10 protein-coding genes are annotated in these 17,999 nt (G+C 58.9%); all 10 read right to left on the reverse strand.

Annotation, left to right across the window (positions count from 1 at the left end):
• Positions 1–85: 85 nt before the first annotated feature.
• On the reverse strand, positions 86–1,615 hold the full coding sequence (locus AABO57_14555) for an amidohydrolase family protein (GenBank protein ID MEK6286957.1): 1,530 nt from the start codon (positions 1,613–1,615) through the stop codon (positions 86–88).
• A complete protein-coding gene (locus tag AABO57_14560; protein ID MEK6286958.1) occupies positions 1,612–2,916 on the reverse strand; it encodes an acetamidase/formamidase family protein in 1,305 nt (434 codons plus the stop codon). The genes AABO57_14555 and AABO57_14560 overlap by 4 nt, the downstream gene beginning before the upstream one ends.
• A 246-nt stretch (positions 2,917–3,162) precedes the next feature.
• Positions 3,163–5,637 carry an ABC transporter permease gene (locus AABO57_14565; protein MEK6286959.1) on the reverse strand — a complete coding sequence of 825 codons (2,475 nt, stop codon included), beginning with the start codon at positions 5,635–5,637 and terminating at the stop codon, positions 3,163–3,165.
• Positions 5,638–5,799: 162 nt separating this feature from the next.
• Positions 5,800–7,125, reverse strand: coding sequence for a PQQ-binding-like beta-propeller repeat protein (locus AABO57_14570; GenBank protein ID MEK6286960.1), 1,326 nt, complete (start codon positions 7,123–7,125; stop codon positions 5,800–5,802).
• A gap of 11 nt (positions 7,126–7,136) precedes the next feature.
• Positions 7,137–8,285 carry a serine hydrolase gene (locus tag AABO57_14575; GenBank protein ID MEK6286961.1) on the reverse strand — a complete coding sequence of 383 codons (1,149 nt, stop codon included), beginning with the start codon at positions 8,283–8,285 and terminating at the stop codon, positions 7,137–7,139.
• Between the two features lie 135 nt (positions 8,286–8,420).
• The gene (locus tag AABO57_14580) at positions 8,421–10,847 is read right to left on the reverse strand and encodes an ABC transporter permease (protein ID MEK6286962.1); all 2,427 of its coding nucleotides are present in this window, start codon (positions 10,845–10,847) and stop codon (positions 8,421–8,423) included.
• A gap of 80 nt (positions 10,848–10,927) precedes the next feature.
• Positions 10,928–13,435, reverse strand: coding sequence for an ABC transporter permease (locus AABO57_14585; protein MEK6286963.1), 2,508 nt, complete (start codon positions 13,433–13,435; stop codon positions 10,928–10,930).
• 201 nt (positions 13,436–13,636) lie between these two features.
• Positions 13,637–14,932 carry a tetratricopeptide repeat protein gene (locus AABO57_14590; protein ID MEK6286964.1) on the reverse strand — a complete coding sequence of 432 codons (1,296 nt, stop codon included), beginning with the start codon at positions 14,930–14,932 and terminating at the stop codon, positions 13,637–13,639.
• Between the two features lie 40 nt (positions 14,933–14,972).
• Entirely contained in the window at positions 14,973–17,429 is a 2,457-nt protein-coding gene (locus AABO57_14595; GenBank protein ID MEK6286965.1) for an ABC transporter permease, read from the reverse strand.
• Positions 17,395–17,844, reverse strand: a complete 450-nt coding sequence (locus AABO57_14600) for a nuclear transport factor 2 family protein (GenBank protein ID MEK6286966.1) — start codon at positions 17,842–17,844, stop codon at positions 17,395–17,397. Before AABO57_14600 ends, AABO57_14595 begins: the two co-directional genes overlap by 35 nt.
• Positions 17,845–17,999 lie beyond the last annotated feature (155 nt).

Here is a 17,999-nt window from a genome sequence, read left to right on the forward strand (position 1 = left end):
TCAACCTTTAGGTTGCTCCTCGCCGTCGCCCGGCAAGCTAAAGCTTGAACTCTGAACCCGGAACCTGAACCCCGGAACTCTGAACCTATCTTTGCGCGTACGAAGCCGCCATCCCGTCGAGCATCTTGCGCAGCTCGTCTTCGGTAAACCATCGCCCGCGAGTCATCACCCCGGTTCGGCGCGATGCATTGTTCACGTCTTTGAGTGGATCGCCTTCGACCAGAATCAGATCGGCCGTCTTGCCAACTGATACCGTTCCGAACTTATCGCTTCTCAAGAACTCGGCGGCATTCGCCGTCGCGGTTCGCAGCGCCTCATAAGGCGTCAAGCCGGCAGACACCAGCTCACGCAGTTCGTCGTGCAGCGAGAACCCCGGCACAACGGAAGGCACCGGCGTATCGGTCCCGGCCAGCATTCGCACACCCGCGGCGCGCAAGCCTTTGACAAGCTTGCTCAGCAAATCAGCTCGCGCGAAGAAACCCTTCGCGGTTTCTTTTTTGAACCGCTGAACGTAGGTGTTATTGCTCGCCTCGAATCTGGAAGCAATCCAAGGTGGCAGATATTTCATTTCCGGTCTCTTCAGGACCGCGTCAATGTCGTCCACTTGACGAGCAATCCCACTGTAGACCGTCAACGTCGGGCTCACCCATATCCCGGCCCTAGCTGTAGCCTGGGCGACGGACGGGATTCGGCTTGCCTGGTCTCCAATCCAGCGGAGCTGCGCCTCTCGACTCGCTTCCGCCGGCGAGGTTGGGGGTTTGAAAAAGAAATAAGCGTATAGATACTCCTCGGCGTGAGCGATTGCGTCTTGCTTCTCTTCGAATGCCGCTTCGATCCCGAGATTGCGTGGCAGGTGGCCGATGACACGCATGCCTTCGCGGCGCGCAACCTCGAACAGCTTGTGATAAGCCTCGCGAGAAAAGTCCCCGTGAATCTTGATCAGGTCGTAGCCCGCGCGCTTCTGCGCGACGACCATGCGCTCAGCCTCTTCGGGCGTGGGAGTCGAGACCGGCGCGTTTGAGATAAACGGTCCGCTGGTGTAGATCGCCGGGCCCAGCGTCTCGCCTCGCGCGACCCGCTCTCGAAGCTCGAGAAACGCGGGCGTGCCGTAGAGGTTCAGCACAGTCGTCACGCCATTCGCCACAAACAACCGCAGCATCGCAGTGTTAGCGAGTTCATTGAAAACCTCGAAGTGAACGTGCATGTCGGCCAGTCCCGGCATAAGGTACTTGCCGCGCCCGTCGATCCTCAGCGCTCCGGCTGGGACCTTGACCTTGTCCGTGGGACCGAGAGCGGCTATCACTCCGTCCCTTACGATGACGGTTTGTCCGGCCATCACTCGTTCTTCATCCATTGGGACTACGTTCACGTTGATGAAGGCGACGATCTGCTTTTGCCTAGCCTGGAGTTGCTTCACTTCGCCGGAGGCCTGACGCCCAGTAGGTGAGTTGGATGAGTCGGCTGCGAAGTACAAAAAGGCGAGGGGCAGAGCGCCAATGCCAAACACCATGGCAAACAGGCCAACGCCCATCAACAGATATCGTCTGAACCGATTCCATCGAGTGTTGCGAGGCTTCTTCAACGGAATATCCATCAAGATTCCCTGGTCAATCATTGGCGCTTCAATTGGGCGACCACGGTCTTGGGAATTTTCGCCACGATGCTGACCTGCGTGCCGACGAGATCGGCCACGTCGTACTTAATCGCAAATCCCAGCACCATTGCCGACTCGGTCGAGTTCAGCTTCAAATCAGCTTCGAGCCAGCGCGCCATTTCGGTCGTGGCCCGCTGCAGCGCCTGGTCAAGCGACCCGCCGATGCCGATCGCCATCAAGTAGTCGGCATTCTCCGCGCGGGGTGTGCCGATTGATTTCTCCGGTATCACATCTACCGTGAACTCGAACTCCATCGAGGTTTCGAGAGCGTCGCCCGTCAATTCGCCGTCCCCTTGCGCGGCGTGGCCGTCGCCCATGAACAGCAACGCGCCTTCTTGAAAAACGGGCAGGTAGACCGTCGTTCCCTCGCGAAGCTGGTTGTAGTCCATATTTCCACCGAAGATCCCTGAATCCCGGGTGGCGATCACGTCGCGCCCCGGCGGAGCAACTCCGATACACCCGAGCATCGGCTGCAACGGAATGGTGAGCTGCTTCAACGGATCGGTTGGCTTATCCAGATACGCGACGCCCTTGTCCTTATCAAGCTTCCAGCGGCCGCTGAAGTTTTTGGCCCGGTTCAAATTCATCAGATACCCAGGCGTCAGCGCGTTGCCAACCACCGATTGACCGCTCGCCGCCCAGTCTCGATTGGTTCGCACGCGATTCAGCCGAACGACCAGGGTGTCTCCGGGCAGCGCCCCTTCAATAAAGAAAGGCCCGGTCAGCGGATTGCCGCCCATTGATCGGCGAACGGAGTTTTCATCGGAGCCGCCAGCGTCAACACTCTTCGTTTGCACGGTATCGCCCGGGAAGATTCGCAGCGCGGGAGGAATGTTCCAGGAGAACACGCGGTGGAATTCTGCCGGTGTAAAAGTGTGCGTGCGAGGCGCGCCGCCTGGCCGCACCGAAGCCCGATGAGCGCTCCACTGAAGCTTCACGCCGCCCCAGATCCCTTCACCCTTGAGCAGGCCGTCCTGTGCTTTTCCGGTATAGGTCCCTTCCACGCGTGCTCCATCCGGAGTTAGCCATTTGAGAGTGATCACCGATTCGGTGATATCTCCCTCAATTTTCAAAGGACCCGACCGTCCGGTGATCTTGTTGCCGGCGACTTCCAGGCTCATACGGTGCGCTTGCGTTTCATCCTTAAACTGCTCGATCAGAACCCAAGCACCGGCAATGTCGGCATCTTTTTGGGGACTCCCCTGTCCCAACGCCGACGTCAATGAAAGCAGTAACAGCACAGCTACAGAAATACGCAGCATCTCTTCACCTCCGCTAAACGGTTTAGAGTTCCGGGTTCAGGGTTCAGGGTTCCGGGTTCAGGGTTCAGGGTTCAGGGTTCAGGGTTCAGAGTTCCGGGTTCAGGGTTTCTGGTTTCTAGTTCTTGGTTTCTGGTTGTTGGTTACGAGACTGGACACCCGAAACCCGAAACTAGAAACCAGAAACCTGAACCCTCGACCCTGAACCCTCGACCCTGAACCCTGAACCCTGAACCCTGAACCGCAATTCTATTCAAATCGCAGCGCGACCATTGGATCGACTTTCGTGGCCCGGCGCGCGGGCACGTAGCTCGCCAGCAGCGCCACCAGCGCGAGAAGCAGCGGGATCGTCACAAACGTCCCCGCGTCAGTCGCGCTTATGTCGTAGAGCATGCTCCCGAGCAACCGGCTGATCGCCGCCGCCGCGACCATCCCGATGCCGATGCCGGCACAAACCAGAATCAAGCCTTCCTTGAGCACAAGCCTCAAGACGGCGCCCCTTCCGGCTCCCAGGGCCATGCGAATACCCACTTCGCGGGTGCGTTGCGCGACCGAGTAACTCATAACGCCGTACAGCCCGACTGCCGCCATCAGCAGCGCGATCAAACCAAAGATCGTCGCCAGAGCGGCGATGGACTTAGGCCCCGATAGAATCCGATCCAGAAACCTGGGCATGGTCTTGACGCCATAGACCGGCAGCTCACTGTCGAGATTGGCGACTTCCTGGCGAAGCGCCCCGGCCAGGTTCTCCGGTTCCCCTGAGGTGCGAGCGATCAACGTCATTTTGCCGTCGTAGTTCTGCGAATGCGGAACGAACATGTATTCGGTCGGCGGCTCGCCGAGCAGAAAGTACTTGCCGTCCTTGGCTACTCCGACGACTTCGCGAAATGGGCTTAGCGCGTTGCCAAGCTGCAAGCGTTTGCCGATCGGGCTCTCGTTTGGCCAGAAGCGCCGCGCCATCGTCTCGTTGACAACTACCACGCCCGGCGCGTTTTGATCGTCGTGTTCAGTGAAGCCCCGGCCTTCGACGATCGCCGTGTCCATCGCCTGAAAGTAGTCGTGGCCAACGATGCTGTAGTTCACGCTGAGCCGTTCGTTCTCATACGCGGGCATTGCGCCTTCGACGGTCAATCTCGCGCCGTTGCTGTAGGCGTCCAGCGGCAACGGCCCGGCGAGGCTGGCGGCTTGCACGCCAGGCAGCGATTTAACGCGCTCGACTATCTGCTTGAAGAAATTCCGTCCCTTCGTCTCGTCGTAGCCGTGCAGGCCGACATCAACTGAAGCCAGCAGGATCTGCTTCGGCTCAAAGCCGGGATTCATCTCTTGCACATTGCGCGTGCTCCTGATGAACAGCCCCGCGCTTATCAAAAGCATCAGCGACAACGCCACCTGCGCGACGACCAGCAGGTTGCGCAGACTCAACCGCCGCGTGCCCGAAGTCACCGAGGGACCCTCGCCCTTCAACACGGTCACCAGATCGGTCCTCGAAGCTTGCAACGCCGGCAGCAAGCCGAAGATGACCCCGGTCAGCGCGGACACACACAACGTGAAACCCACTACGCGGTGATCGAGCGCGAGATCGTAACTGAAGTCGATTGTCGCAAAGTCGAGTTGAGGGTTCGCCAGCGGAACAACTGCGTTGAACCACTGAGCCAGCAACAATCCCAAACCGCCGCCGATCAACGAAAGCAATACGCTTTCAGTCAACAACTGACGCACGAGCCGCCGGCGGCCTGCGCCGAGCGCCAGGCGAATCGCGATCTCGCGCCGCCGCACCGAAGCCCGAGCCAACAGAAGATTTGCTACATTCGCGCAAGCGATCAACAGCACCAGACCCACTATCCCCATCATGAGTCCGGCAACTATCGGGATGTATCCGAGCAGAGTGAGCGCAGGCTGAGTCTTGCTGCCGCCCGGAACCATGCCAACGCTGATGTTGGCATTCGTCTTCGGATAGGCTTCGGCAAGTTGCTGCGCGTAGGTGTTCATCGCCGCGGTCGCTTGCTCGATGGTAACGCCCGGTTTGAGACGCCCGTTGACATTGAATGATTGGCGGCCGCGGTTTTCGAGCCAATCTTCGCTTCCGGCGACGACCTGGGTATGCATTGCAATCGGGATCCACACATCAGGAATGAAGCCGACGAAGCGCGTTCCCGAAAAGCCTTGCCGCGCAACTCCGACAACCGTGAAGTCGTGGCCATTCAACCGTACGTCTTTGCCGACGATGTTCGGGTCGGCGCCAAATCGCTGCTTCCAGAACCCGTGACTCAGGACTGCGACCGGGTGCCCGCCCTCGGCGCGATCGTCGTCCGGCGTGAGGACACGCCCGGCCGCCGGCGTAACGCCAAGCCCAGTGAAGTAGTTCCCTGAGACCAACTCACCCCAGATCAGCTCGGCCTTGTCGGCGCTGTTTTTCATGCTGACCGGCGTACCGTCGTGCAGGAACAGATCGCTGAAGACTTCGTTGTGGTCTCGATAGTCCCGGTAGTCGGGATAGGAGAATGCGTCCGGATATCTCGAATTCGGTTCGATGGTGTAGAGCGCCACGAGTTGTTCGGGATGCGGCACCGGCATCGGCTTAAACAAAACCGCGTTGACGAGTGTGAAGATGGACGTATTTGCCGCAAGGCCCAACGCAATCGACAACACGGCGATGAGCGTAAAGCCCGGAGCTTTTATGAACGTACGGGCGGCATATCGGAGATCCTGCCACAATCTATTCATCAGGTCACCTTCCGTTTCTGGTTCCGGGTTCAGGGTTCAGGGTTCCGAGTTCAGGGTTCAGGGTTTGTAGTTTTTGGTTTGGTTTTGGTTACGAGACTGGACACCCGAAACCAGAAACCAGAAACCCTGAACCCTGAACCAGGAACCCGGAACCCTTCTTCGTCAGCTCAAGTCCAACGCCACAATCGTCTTTCGATCGCGGACGTAGAGCCTGGTTCCCGTCACGGTCGGCGGGGTCCACGCCAGGTTGGTCAACAGATTCGTCTTTGAGATGACCTTCATTCCCTGCGGCGAAAACGTGACCAGCGCGAGCACACCGTCTTCATCGAGCAGAATCACCTTGCCGTCGACATAAACAAGGTTGGCTTTGGGAAAGCTGCGATCCTGCCAGACCGTGTTGCCTGTGCGCACATCAACCGCGGTCATCGGCGCGGGCCCGAAATCTCCGCTCGATCCAAAGACCAGATCGCCAAGACGAATCATCGTGGTGTGATGCACGCGCATTCGACGGGAGGCCCACAATTCCTTGACGGTGGTTTTTCCGGCTGATTGATTCAACTGAAGCGCGCGGCTCCCGCCGCTGTAAGCGGATGACACAACCAGAATGTTTCCAGCTCCCCAGACCGGTATGCTGATGTTCAAGCCCCAGTCGCAATCGTGCGGATGGCTCCAGAGCAGCTCCCCGTTGTTAGGATTCATTCCGACGATGTGATCGCCGAGCGCGATCACTAACTGATCCTGCCCGTCAACGTTGATGATGGTCGGGGTCGACGGCGAAAGCTTGAAGTCCTGTTTCTTCCAGACCACCGCGCCCGTCTTTTGATCAAACGCCATCAGCGCCTGCCCCGCGCCGCCTACGGTCACAATGACAGTGTTTTTCCAGGCGAGCGGACTGCACGAATAACCGCGATCCATCAATTTTCCGCCATACTCTTTCCAAAGTTCGTGAGACCACACGACTCTCCCCGTTTGTTTGTCAAAGGCGTGCATCTTTCCGATCACGCCGACGGTGAAAAGAAGGTCTCCGGCGACGAGCGGCGTCGAGTGCGGGCCGTTGCCGTTTTCCAAATCGAGCCCGGTAGGCGGCGCCGCATTGCTCTTTTCCCAAATCGTTTTTCCGTTTGCCGCATCGAGGGCAACCACAAACTCCTGGTCGCCTTTACTGTACATCGTGTAGAGCCGAGCGCCATCCGCAAGTATCGACGAATGACCTTCGCCGAGTTCGCGACTCCACAGTCGCTTCGGCCCATTGTCGGGCCATGCCACCGCCAGCCCCTTCGCTTCAACCATGAAGTTGCGCTGCGGCCCACCCCACTGCGGCCAGCCGGCTGATTGCGCAAGCGCGCCGGCACTCACGAATAAGAGCAATAGCAAGAGCCATCCTCCCTTCGCAACCTGTGATCCGGCACTGAGCTCGATTCTCCTGAAGCGCGGCTTCCGGGCAGGAACGCTCGCGACATAGCTATGGTCTTGCTGCAATGTTTGCATCATCCCTCCTATCACTGTTTCTTGAGCACGGTGTTAACGATCGGTGCTACCAGTTCTTCGCAGAAGGCTCTTTCAAGGTTCGTCATCAGCGCGATGGTAAAGCGTTTTTCGGGGATGAGATACAGATACGTGCGTGTGCCGGCTTGGCTGCCGTCGTTCCATACCCGTTTCGGTTCGCCTTGACCAGCATCGGCGATCAGCCAGCCCAGACCGTAAGACTGCAATTGCTTACCGTCCGCGGTTTTCTGGCGCGTCCACATCTGCTCAAGCGTCCGCGGCTTCACCAGCTTGCCCTGCTGGATCGCGATGGCAAACTTCGCGAGGTCTTCTACGGTCGAAACAAGACCGCCGCCGGGCAGCCTGCCGCTGGTGTCGAGCGGCGGAGCATCCCTCACGTCGCCGTTCGCGGACTTGCTGTACAGCCGGGCGCGGTCCGGAATATTCGCCTTGAGGTCATCAGTCTGCGTTCGCGTCATGCCCGCAGGCTTGAAGATTTTTTCGCGCAGGTAATCAGGGTACTTCATCCCGGAAGCGCCTTCGATCACGCAGCCCAGCACCGAGTAACCGAGAGTCGAGTAGAGATACTTCGTACCCGGTTCGTGCAGCAGCGGTTCGTCCTTGAAGAAACTCAATGATTCAACGACGCTGTCGAAATGACGATTTGAAGGATCGGAAAACCTGTGATGGCGGATGCCGCTCAGATGCGCAAGCAGTTGTCGCGAAGTGATTTGCCATTGTTTTGCCGGGAAAGCCGGGCAGTATTTCTGAACCGGCGCATCAAGATCGATTTTCCCCTGCTCTGCCAACTGCATCACGGCTGTGGCTGTGATCGACTTGCCTATTGAAGCCAGTCGGTAAACCGTAGTCGCGGTGGCCGGTATCCTCTTCTCGGGATCCGCCAGGCCGAAGCCTTTCGCCCAGAGTAGGCGATTGTCAGCAACGATCGCTATGGAAAGAGCCGGCGCTTTGTGCTTCGCCATCCACTCTGAAACGGCCCCTTCGATCTTTTCGGTTTCGCCGGTCGACAGGCCCCGCGCGCCTTGCGCAAAGGTGTTCGCGCCGATGCCGAGCGCGAGCGTTATGACCGCGACCGTCGCGAAGGCGCGCTTCTTGAGAAGTATTCGAACGGCGTACCTCAGGTCTGGAAAGAGAGTGTGCATGATTCCTCGGAGTTCAGGACTACTTAGGGTTTGCAGTCCGCCTTCTGACGGAAGTCGTGTCGCTTTGCCAGAGAGCTAATCCAACACCTTCCGCCTGAAGGCGGGACTACGAACCACGAACCCGGAACCCGGGTTCTATTCATATCGCAGCGCGATTATCGGATCGACTTTCGCAGCGCGACGCGCTGGCAGGTAACAGGCTAGCAACGCGACCAACGCGAGCAGCAGTGCTACCCCACCCAGGGTCAACGGATCAGTTGCGCTCGTGTTGAATAACAGGCTTGCCATCAATCGCGTCATAGCGAACGATGCGATCAGGCCAATAACGACACCGGTCAACGCCAGCTTCACTCCTTGTCCGAGCACCAGCTTCAGCACCTGGCTCTTCTCTGCACCCAACGCCATTCGAATCCCGATCTCACGAGTCTGCTGCGATACGACATACGACAGCGCTGCATATATGCCGGTGACCGCCAACAACAGGGACAACACCGAGAAGATCGCCAGCAGCGACATTACGAATCGCGTGCGCCAGTCCAGTCCGCTAACGATGTCTTCCATAGACCGCACCAGATAAACCGGCATCGCCCGATCAACCGCTCTCACTTCTTTCGCTGCTGCCTCCGTGAAGGCGAGCGGATTGGACGTGGTGCGCAGCACATAAGCGAATGCGGCCGGCGCGGTGTCCTGTTCCAGCGGTAGATACAAGGTCGGCTGCGGGTCGGGTGGAAAAGAATCGGTGCGCACGTCGCCGACAATGCCGACGACCTGGCGCAGGATGTTGCGGTTGCTTCCAATCGCCACTCTCTTGCCCAGCGGGTCTTCAGCGCCCCAAAGCTGGCGAGCCATCTTCGCACTGATTACCGCGACCGACGGAGTACCGGCAGTGTCGTTCTCGGTGAAGAGCCGTCCTTGTAGCAGGGGGATCTTCATCGCGCTGAAATAATCAGGAGTGCTCCGGATGGCGGTCGCTCGCGGTTCCTTTCCGGGTTCCGGCACAGGCTGTCCTTCGACCATCACCGTCGTCAACCCGAACTGAGGATAGAAGGGATGGAACTGCGCTCCGCCGACCGACTGCACTCCCGGAATCGCCGCGAAGCGGTCCCGGATCTCCTTGAAGAATCGCTGTCGCTGTTCGCTGTCTTTGTAAGCCGCCCCGCGCGTCGAAACGCGAAACGTGAGGAGATTGTCCGAATCGAATCCCTGGTCCAGACGCTGAAGATTTCGGAAGCTCTGCACCATCAGCCCGGCGCCGACCAGCAGCGCCAACGACAAAGCAGTTTCTGCGATTACCAGAAACCGTTGCATTCGCCGGCTGCTGGGGCTGCCGGTGGCGCGCCCGGTTCCAGCGAGCCCGGAGACAATGCTGACCCGCCGCGCATAGAGCGCCGGAATCAATCCGAGCACGATGCCGGGCAACACCGAAATTGCCAGCGTGAATAGAATGACGTTGCGATCCACCCGAAAATCGAAGTGTGGAATGTTGAGGCCGGTGGGAATGAGCATGCCAACGCTCTCTGTTCCCCAAATCGTCAGCAACAATCCAGGCCCAGCGCACAGCATCATGAGCAACAGACTTTCGATCACAAGCTGACGCAGCAACCGCAATGTTCCTGCGCCGAGCGCCCGGCGCAATGCGAACTCACGCTCGCGCGCGACCGAACGCGTCAACAACAGATGGGCCACGTTGCTGGAAGCGATCAACAATACGAACAGCACAGCGCCCATCAGCAGCAGCACTGCGGGGCGCACTCCGCGAACAACGCTCTCCTTGAGAGGTGCGACAAGCGCAGCGCTGTTCTGGTTCGTGTCCGGGTATTGCTGTTTGAGCTCCTGAGAAATACGCGTGAGTTCCTGCTGCGCTTGGCTAAGGGTCACCCCATTGGCGAGACGCGCGACGACAACATGATCGTTCCCGCGCCGATCCAGCCCGCTTTGATTCAACGCCAATGGCAACCAGGCGTCGGGGCGCACCGTCAGCCCGAATATCGGATTATCGAACTCAGCCGGCATCACCCCGATGATCTCGTAAGGCACGCCGTCCAACTCCGTAGTTCGTCCGAGAATGTTCCGATCCTCACCAAAGCGGCGCTGCCACAACTCATAGCTCATCACCATCACCGCCCTTGCTCCCGGACGATCTTCTTCAGGCGCAAAAGTCCGGCCCATCATCGGCTGAACTCCGAGCGTATCGAAGTAGCCGGCTGACACCGTCTGCATCAACGGAGTGTCAGGCTCGTCAAAGCTGGTCAGCGTCTTTGAAATACTCACCGCCGCGCCGATCTTATCGAACGACTGACTCATCCGTTGCCAGTCGGCGTAATTGCCCGCGGCGACGGGCCGCCAGAGCGCCGCATTCGCAGGATCGATCTGCCAGATGGCGACCAGCCTCTCGGGATCGCTGAAGGGCAGAGGCTGAATCAGCACAGCGTTGGCCACGCTGAATACCGTCCCCGCAACGCCGATGGCGATCGACATCGCCAGTACGGCAACCACGGTGACTTCGGGATTCCTGCGCAGCAGCCGCAACCCAAATCGAACGTCAGACAGCCATCCAGACATGATTTGTCCTTTCACTGGAAGAGTCCGTAGTCCGTAGTCAATAGTCCGTAGCTACGGACCACGGACTACCGACTCTTCCATCATTGGTATCTCAGCGCCTCCATCGGATCGACCTTCGTCGCCCGTCGAGCTGGTAGATAGTTGGCCAGCAACGCGACCAGCGCCAGCACGAGCGGGATCGCCACAAACGTGGTCGCGTCCATCGGGCTGACGCCGTACAAGAAACTCGCCAGCAGTCGAGTCAACGCGGCCGCCGCTATCAAGCCTGCTGCGACTCCGCCGCCGACGAGCGTCATCCCTTCCTTCAAAACCAGCCGCAGCACGTTGCCGCTTCCCGCTCCGAGCGCCATTCGTATTCCGATCTCGCGCGTCCTCCGAGATACCGAGTAAGACATCACGCCGTACAATCCGACCGCCGCCAGCACCAACGCCAGCAAACCAAAGATCGCCAACAGAACCGCGCCCATACGCGCCGCGAAGAGTGAGCCTCCAACCACGTCGGCCATCGACTCGACGCTTGTCACGGCGAGGTTCGGTTCGATTGATTGCACCTCGCGCCAGACGGTTGCGGCGAGGCTCGCCGGCTTGCTACTGGTGCGCGCGTGGAGCGCCATTCCGGTCTCGTGGTTTTGCGCCAGCGGTTGATAGACCGTCGATCTCGGGTTTTCGCCGAGAGTGCGGTACTTGCTATCGCGAACGACTCCGACGATCTCAGACCACGGGCCTTGCGGTCCGCGAAAGCTCACGCGCTTGCCGAGCGCTTCCTGACCCTCGAAGAAGCGCCGCGCGAAAGCTTCGTTGATAACAATCACCATCGGCGCGCCCTCTTTGTCTTGCGCGGTGAAGTCGCGGCCGCGAAGCAACCCGATGCCCATCGTCTTAAAGTATTTCAAGCCGACAACATTCGCGCTCGCTGTGTTTGGGTCTTCCTGACTCCCCGTACCCTCGCTGCGAACGGTGTTCTCGGGTGCCTCCTGACCTTCGATCTGGAAACTGGTGGAGCGGCCGGTGCCGCTCATCGGAACGACACGCGCGAGGCTGGCGGACTCGACGCCGGGCAGCGCTTCAACTCGCTCGATAACTTGACGGTAGAATTCCTGGCCTTGCGCTTTTGTGTAGCGCAGCAGATTGATATTGAGCTGGGCATTCAGGACCTTGTCAGCCTCGAAGCCGGGATCAATGTCTTGCGCGTTCTTTAAGCTCCGCAAGAACAATCCCGCGCCTATCAGCAGCACCAGCGACAACGCGACCTGGGCCACCACTAGAAGATTCCGAAGACTCAGGCGCCGGCGACCTTGCGCAACCACGGACACTTCATCCTTGAGCGCCGGCACCAGGTCAGGCCGCGAAGCTTGCAACGCAGGCGCCAGCCCGAAGATGACTCCTGTCGCAAGTGACAACGCGAAGGTAAAGGCGAGCACCCGGCCGTCGAGGTGGTAATCCAGGGTGAAGGAAAAGACTCCGGATGTCGGTGTTGCCGTCTTCAGAAGATCGATTGTCCATAGCGCCAGCAGGAGTCCGACCACTCCGCCTGCCAGCGAAAGCAGCACGCTCTCAGTCAACAACTGGCGCACGAGCCGCGAGCGGCTTGCGCCCAGTGCAAGCCTCACCGCGATCTCTTTTCGCCGCGCCGACGCTCTTGCGAGCAGCAAGTTAGCGACGTTCGCGCAAGCGATGAGTAGAACAATGGCGACTACGGCCAGCAACAGCCCGGCCACTGATATCAGTTGGGTGTAGGCTTGCGGATCAACCTTGCTCAGGGGAAACAACGTGGCGATCGTGTTGCGGTTCTGGTCCGGATAGGCTTGCTCGAGCCCGGCGGCCAGGGTGGTCATCCCCGCCTGGGCTTGCTCGGGTGTGACGCCAGGCTTGAGACGACCGACGATCCTTAACCAGCGCGAGCCACGCCGCCCCAACAAGTCGGGGTTCATGTCACCCGAGAATCCACCTCGCGGAGGACGCACCAAGGCCTGCATCATCATCGGAACATATATGTCGTTAGTCTCGAGAACTTCGGGTCCGTCAAAGCCTGACGGCGCGACCCCAACGATAGTAAAGGCGTGCCCGTTCAAAGCCAGTTGCTGGCCAATAACCTTCGGATCGCTGCCGAATCGCCGCTCCCACAAGCCGTGACTGATCACCGCTACCGGGTGCGTGTTGGGTGTAACGTCTTCTTCGGGCAAAAAGGTTCGGCCCAACGCGGGTCGCACGCCGAGCGCATCGAAAAAATTGCCCGACACGATTGAGCCGGAGAGCAAGTCGGTCTGATCATCAGCCCGGGAGCTCATTGTGATGCTCGAGTAAGTGAGCAGATCGCTGAAGACTTCGTTCTTGTCTCGATAGTCAATGTAGTCCGGGTAGGAGGAAACGCTGTACGGGCTCGACAGGGACCTGCCGGTGTACACGAACATCAATCGATCGGGTTCCGTGACGGGCAGCGGTCTGAGCAACGCGGCATTGACTACGCTGAAGATCGATGTGTTAGCGCCGATGCCAAGTGCCAGCGAAAGCACGGCCACGGCGGCGAATCCCGGACTCGCGCGCAGAACTCGAAAACCGTAACGAAGGTCCTGCCATATGGTTTCCATTAGTCCTCCCAAAATACCGGTTCCGAGTTCAGGGTTCAGGGGTTTCGGGTTTCTGGTTTCGACCTCTGGTTTCGGGTGGTGTCCAGTCTCGTAACTAGAAACTAGAAACCAAAAATTAGAAACGCGAAACCAAAAACTCTGAACCCTGAACCCTGAACCCGGAACTCCGAACCCTGAACCCTGAACTTCTAACCGTAAAAGTTATTTCTCGCTCTTATGCCCGGCTTTGTGCTCGTCGGCGGCTAATTCCAGGAAACGTTTGAAGCGCGGATCGGATCGGAGGTTGTTAAGATCTTCGTCTCCGTGTATGTAACCCCCGATGTCGAAGTCCGCCTTAACAGCCTTATCGAGCCAATCAAACGCCGCATCGCGATGGTTCATCATCGCGTGCGCGCACGCGATGTTGTACATGGAAGTCGGCGGCCGATACCCAAACTGAATTGCGCGCTCGAAAGCCTCAATAGCCTTGGTGTGCTCGCTCGAAAAATGGAGCGCGTAGCCAAGGTTGAACCAGCCGCGGCCATTGTTCGGCTCGTTCCGCAGGAATGATTCATACTTGTGGACCGCAGGCGCCCAACGTTGCTTCGAGTACTGCGAGCGCTCAGATTCTTGTCCGCTGAATTGGGAGAGCGTAAGCAGCCCGCTCAACTCTTGAATGTTCTTGAACCGCGCTTCACCGCGGAGGCTTGCTATATCGGGATCGTGCGTAAGCTTGTCGACTTCGTCGAAGCCCGCATTGATCGACTTCTCGAGCCATTCAAGCCCCAGAGCTCGATCGCCCTTGAGCGAGTAGGTGCACGCAAGATTGTACATGGCAGACGCGCCGCGATAACCGAGATGCTCGACCGCCTGGGCTAATGCGGCCGCAGCCCGGTCAAAATCGCGAAGCCTGAGTAGCCGCGAGCCCACTCGGTACCATTCATAACCATCCTGAGAAGACTCTCTCCTGAGCTGCTCGAAATTGCTGATCGCTTCCTCGAGTCTGGAGACGGTTTTATCCTTGGCGTGATTGTCTGATTTCTTGGTGAACGACACCTTCTGCAGGATCGCCTTGAATCGAGGGTCGGAACGCAACGGATCGAGGTCCGAATCGTCTCTCAAGAGATCGGGCCTGTCGAATCCGACCGCCAGCGACCGCTCGAGCCAGAACAGGGCGTTGTCTTTATCGTTCAGCAAGGAGTACCCGCACGCGACGTTGTACATACACGTCGCCTGGCGATGGCGGAGACTAATCGAACGAGTGAAGGCTTCAATCGCTTCGATGTAATGGTCCGCTTGATGCAGCGCGTAGCCCCGGCTGAACCAATACTCGCCGTCGCGAACCTCTTTCGTGTCGTCCTCATTCTTGGCATTTCTTATGCTGGCGTTGTGAACGGATGCGTCTTTCGACTGATCGGATTTGCGTTGCGCGTTCGACTCGTCAGGCTGCGAGTAAACCGGCAACGATATGCACGAGAGCACGATCAAGAATGCTAACCGCTTCAGATTTGATTTCATTGTTCCAGACCTCCTTGAATTAAGACCCCCAGTCGCGTTGTCACTCATAACGAAGCGCGATCATCGGATCGACCTTCGTCGCCCGCCGCGCCGGAAGATAACAAGCCAGCAGCGCGACGCCAACCAGCAACACTGAAACGCCGGCGAAGGTCAGCGGATCAGTGCCGCTCACGTTGTAGAGCAGACTCTCGAGAAACCTGGTCAGCCCCACCGCGGCGACAACTCCGCACCCTAGCCCTACCGCAACCATCTTCAGACCCTCGCCGATCACCATGCTCAAGATCTGCGCGGGCTTCGCCCCGAGCGCCATTCGCACGCCGATTTCATGCGTGCGCTGCGCGGTCGTGAAGCTGAGCAACCCGTATATGCCGATGCCCGCCAGGACCAGCGCGAGCACCGCGAACGATCCGAGCAGCAACAGATTGAAACGCCGCTGGCTGATCGAGCGATCGACCAGTTGCTCAATCGTCGCAATGCTCGAGAAGGTTTGGTTGCGGTTCACCTCGCGGATTTTTTCCTTCACCGCCGGCAAGAGACTGCCCGGATCATCCGCCGTTCGCACAACGTAGGTCATCCCACCGGCGGGCAATTGCGCATATGGAACGAAGACTTCCGGACGTGGTTCGCTGTCAAACCCATTAGGCCGGACATCGCCGGTCACACCCACGATCTCGGAAGTCAAAGTTCGACCTAGCGATTGAAAAGTGATCTTCTTACCTAACGGGTCTTCCGCCGGCCAATGTCGCAGCGCCATCGCCTGGTTGATCAACACGACCGGGGCCGCGTCCTGTTTGTCGAACTGATTCAACCCGCGGCCACGCAACAGCGGCACTCCGAGCGCGCGCAGATAGTCGGGCGTGATGTCGATCAGATAAGCCGTCGGGTCTTGTCCCGATGGAGAGGCGGGACGGCCTTCGACGCGGATGGTGACCGGCAGTGTCACTTGATTATCGTGAAACGGCAGCGCCGAGGCGGCTCCAACGGACTGAACGCCAGCCAGCGACGTCAGCCGCTCGATCGTTTGCTCGACGAAAACCACGCGCTGTTCCGGCGTGCGGTTTCTTCCGAGCTGCATTTCAAGCGTCAACGCGCGGTCGGTAACAAAGCCCGGATCGACGCGCAGCAACGCAACGAAACTGCGCGCCAGCAACCCCGCGCCGGCCAACAGCACCAACGCCAACGCCACTTCGGAAACGACCAGGACAGAGCGAAAGCGTCGCCGGCCACGCCCGCCGGCCACACCGCGCCCTTCTTCTTTGAGCGTGGACACGAGATCAGTCCGCGAGCTTTCGAGCGCCGGGGCCAGTCCGAAAATCAGCGCGGTCAAGACCGAAACGCCAAACGCGAATACAAGAACAGAGCCGTTGAGGCTGACTTGATTGAGGCGGGGAAGATTGCCGGGACTGAACGCGGCGATAAGATCGATCAGCCATCCCGATAGCAGGACGCCGCCCGCGCCGCCTGCCAACGCGAGCACGACGCTCTCGGCCAGCAACTGACGCAGCAACCGGCCTCGTCCTGCGCCGAGCGCGGCTCGAATCGCAAACTCGCGCGAGCGTTCCGTGGAGCGCGCAAGCAGCAAGTTGGCGACATTGGCGCATGCAATCAACAAGACGAAGCTTACCGCGCCGAACAGGATCAGCAGCGCCGGCCGCACCTGCCCGACGAGCGATTCGCGCAACGGCACCGCGGTCGCGCCGACGTTCCCATTGGTTCGCGGATACTCCTGCGCGAGTTGCGCCCCGACTGCTTGCGCCTCAGCTTGCGCTTGCTCAACCGTGATTTCAGGCTTCAGCCGCCCGACGACTCTGATGTAGCTTCCGCCGCGAATCCGTGCGTCGTTCTCGCGCGGCGGACGCGGCGCCCAGACTTCACGATCCGGCGGATATTGAAACTCCGGCGGCATGATCCCAACCACCATGTGAGGCTGGCCGTTGAGCACCAGTTTCTGCCCCACCAAATCCGGATCGCCGCCGAAGCGCCGCTGCCACAGCCCATAACCGAGCACGACAACCTGGGCCTGACCCGGTTGATATTCTTCGGGCAGGAACGTGCGGCCATACAAGGCGGGCACGCCCAGAATGTCGAAGAACCCCGCGCTCACGACCCACGAGCGAAAGGCCTCCGGCTCACCGCGATCGATCAAGCTGTGGCCGAATGGTTCCGCGGCGGCGATGGCTTCGCAAGCGTTCATGCGTTCACGCCAATCGAGGAAATTGGCTGGTGAAGTTTCTTCGCGTTCGACGCCGCTCTTCAGATTGGTCTGCCACAACGTGACGACGCGCGCCTCATCTCGATAGGGCAACCGCCGCAACAACACACCGTTGACGACGCTAAAGATGGCCGTCGTCGCGCCAATCCCGAGCGCGAGTGTGAGCACGGCCACCGCGGTGAACCCGGGTCTCTTCAGAAGAGCCCGAACGCTAAAACGCACGTCTTGAAAAAAAGCATCCATCGCTTTGTCAGTTCTTGGGTGGCGGACTCTGCCACAGCACATTCACGATCATCCATTTGCCGTTGTACTTGGCGAGATGGAAATAGTCCGTTCCCCAGGCCGCCACCAGCTTTGCGGAAGCCGTTTGATCCTGTACGTCGAATATAGTGATCTCTTTCGGCGCGTCCTTCGGACGCTTGCCGCTCTTGTTCCAGGTCTTTGCGACTTCGACCAATTCGGCATAAGACATCTTGCCAGTTGTGTAACCGTCTTTGCCTTTCTCACGCCAGTAGCCGTGCTTCGACAAATCGGGGTGGACACTGCGTTCTATGCGAGCGGGTTCAACCTGATAGACGCCTTCGACGTAGTCGAGTACGGCTTGCCTTACCATGTCTCGTTCGTCGTTCGATTGTGACAGTGCAGTGGCGACGCCAATAACAAACGTCAGAACTACAGCCAACGGAATTAGTCTCTTCATCTCGATCTCCTTCATTCCAAGGTTCCTCGAATTAGGAAGCTCCATCATCCCTCATCCTCGGTTAGGTTGCCATTTCTGGTTTCTGGTTTTCGGTTTCTGGTTGCAAAAGGGACTCGAAGTCTCAAACACAAAGAACTAGAAACCAGAAACCGTGA

The organism is Acidobacteriota bacterium, assembly GCA_038040445.1.
Lineage (GTDB): Bacteria > Acidobacteriota > Blastocatellia > UBA7656 > UBA7656 > Onstottus_A > Onstottus_A frigus.

What these genes read in the sequence shown, in the direction of transcription:
- AABO57_14555 (MEK6286957.1), bottom strand. Translation starts at nt 1,615, where the DNA reads ATGATTGACCAGGGAATCTTGATGGATATTCCGTTGAAGAAGCCTCGC.
- AABO57_14560 (MEK6286958.1), bottom strand. Translation starts at nt 2,916, where the DNA reads ATGCTGCGTATTTCTGTAGCTGTGCTGTTACTGCTTTCATTGACGTCG.
- AABO57_14565 (MEK6286959.1), bottom strand. Translation starts at nt 5,637, where the DNA reads ATGAATAGATTGTGGCAGGATCTCCGATATGCCGCCCGTACGTTCATA.
- AABO57_14570 (MEK6286960.1), bottom strand. Translation starts at nt 7,125, where the DNA reads ATGCAAACATTGCAGCAAGACCATAGCTATGTCGCGAGCGTTCCTGCC.
- AABO57_14575 (MEK6286961.1), bottom strand. Translation starts at nt 8,285, where the DNA reads ATGCACACTCTCTTTCCAGACCTGAGGTACGCCGTTCGAATACTTCTC.
- AABO57_14580 (MEK6286962.1), bottom strand. Translation starts at nt 10,847, where the DNA reads ATGTCTGGATGGCTGTCTGACGTTCGATTTGGGTTGCGGCTGCTGCGC.
- AABO57_14585 (MEK6286963.1), bottom strand. Translation starts at nt 13,435, where the DNA reads ATGGAAACCATATGGCAGGACCTTCGTTACGGTTTTCGAGTTCTGCGC.
- AABO57_14590 (MEK6286964.1), bottom strand. Translation starts at nt 14,932, where the DNA reads ATGAAATCAAATCTGAAGCGGTTAGCATTCTTGATCGTGCTCTCGTGC.
- AABO57_14595 (MEK6286965.1), bottom strand. Translation starts at nt 17,429, where the DNA reads ATGTGCTGTGGCAGAGTCCGCCACCCAAGAACTGACAAAGCGATGGAT.
- AABO57_14600 (MEK6286966.1), bottom strand. Translation starts at nt 17,844, where the DNA reads ATGAAGAGACTAATTCCGTTGGCTGTAGTTCTGACGTTTGTTATTGGC.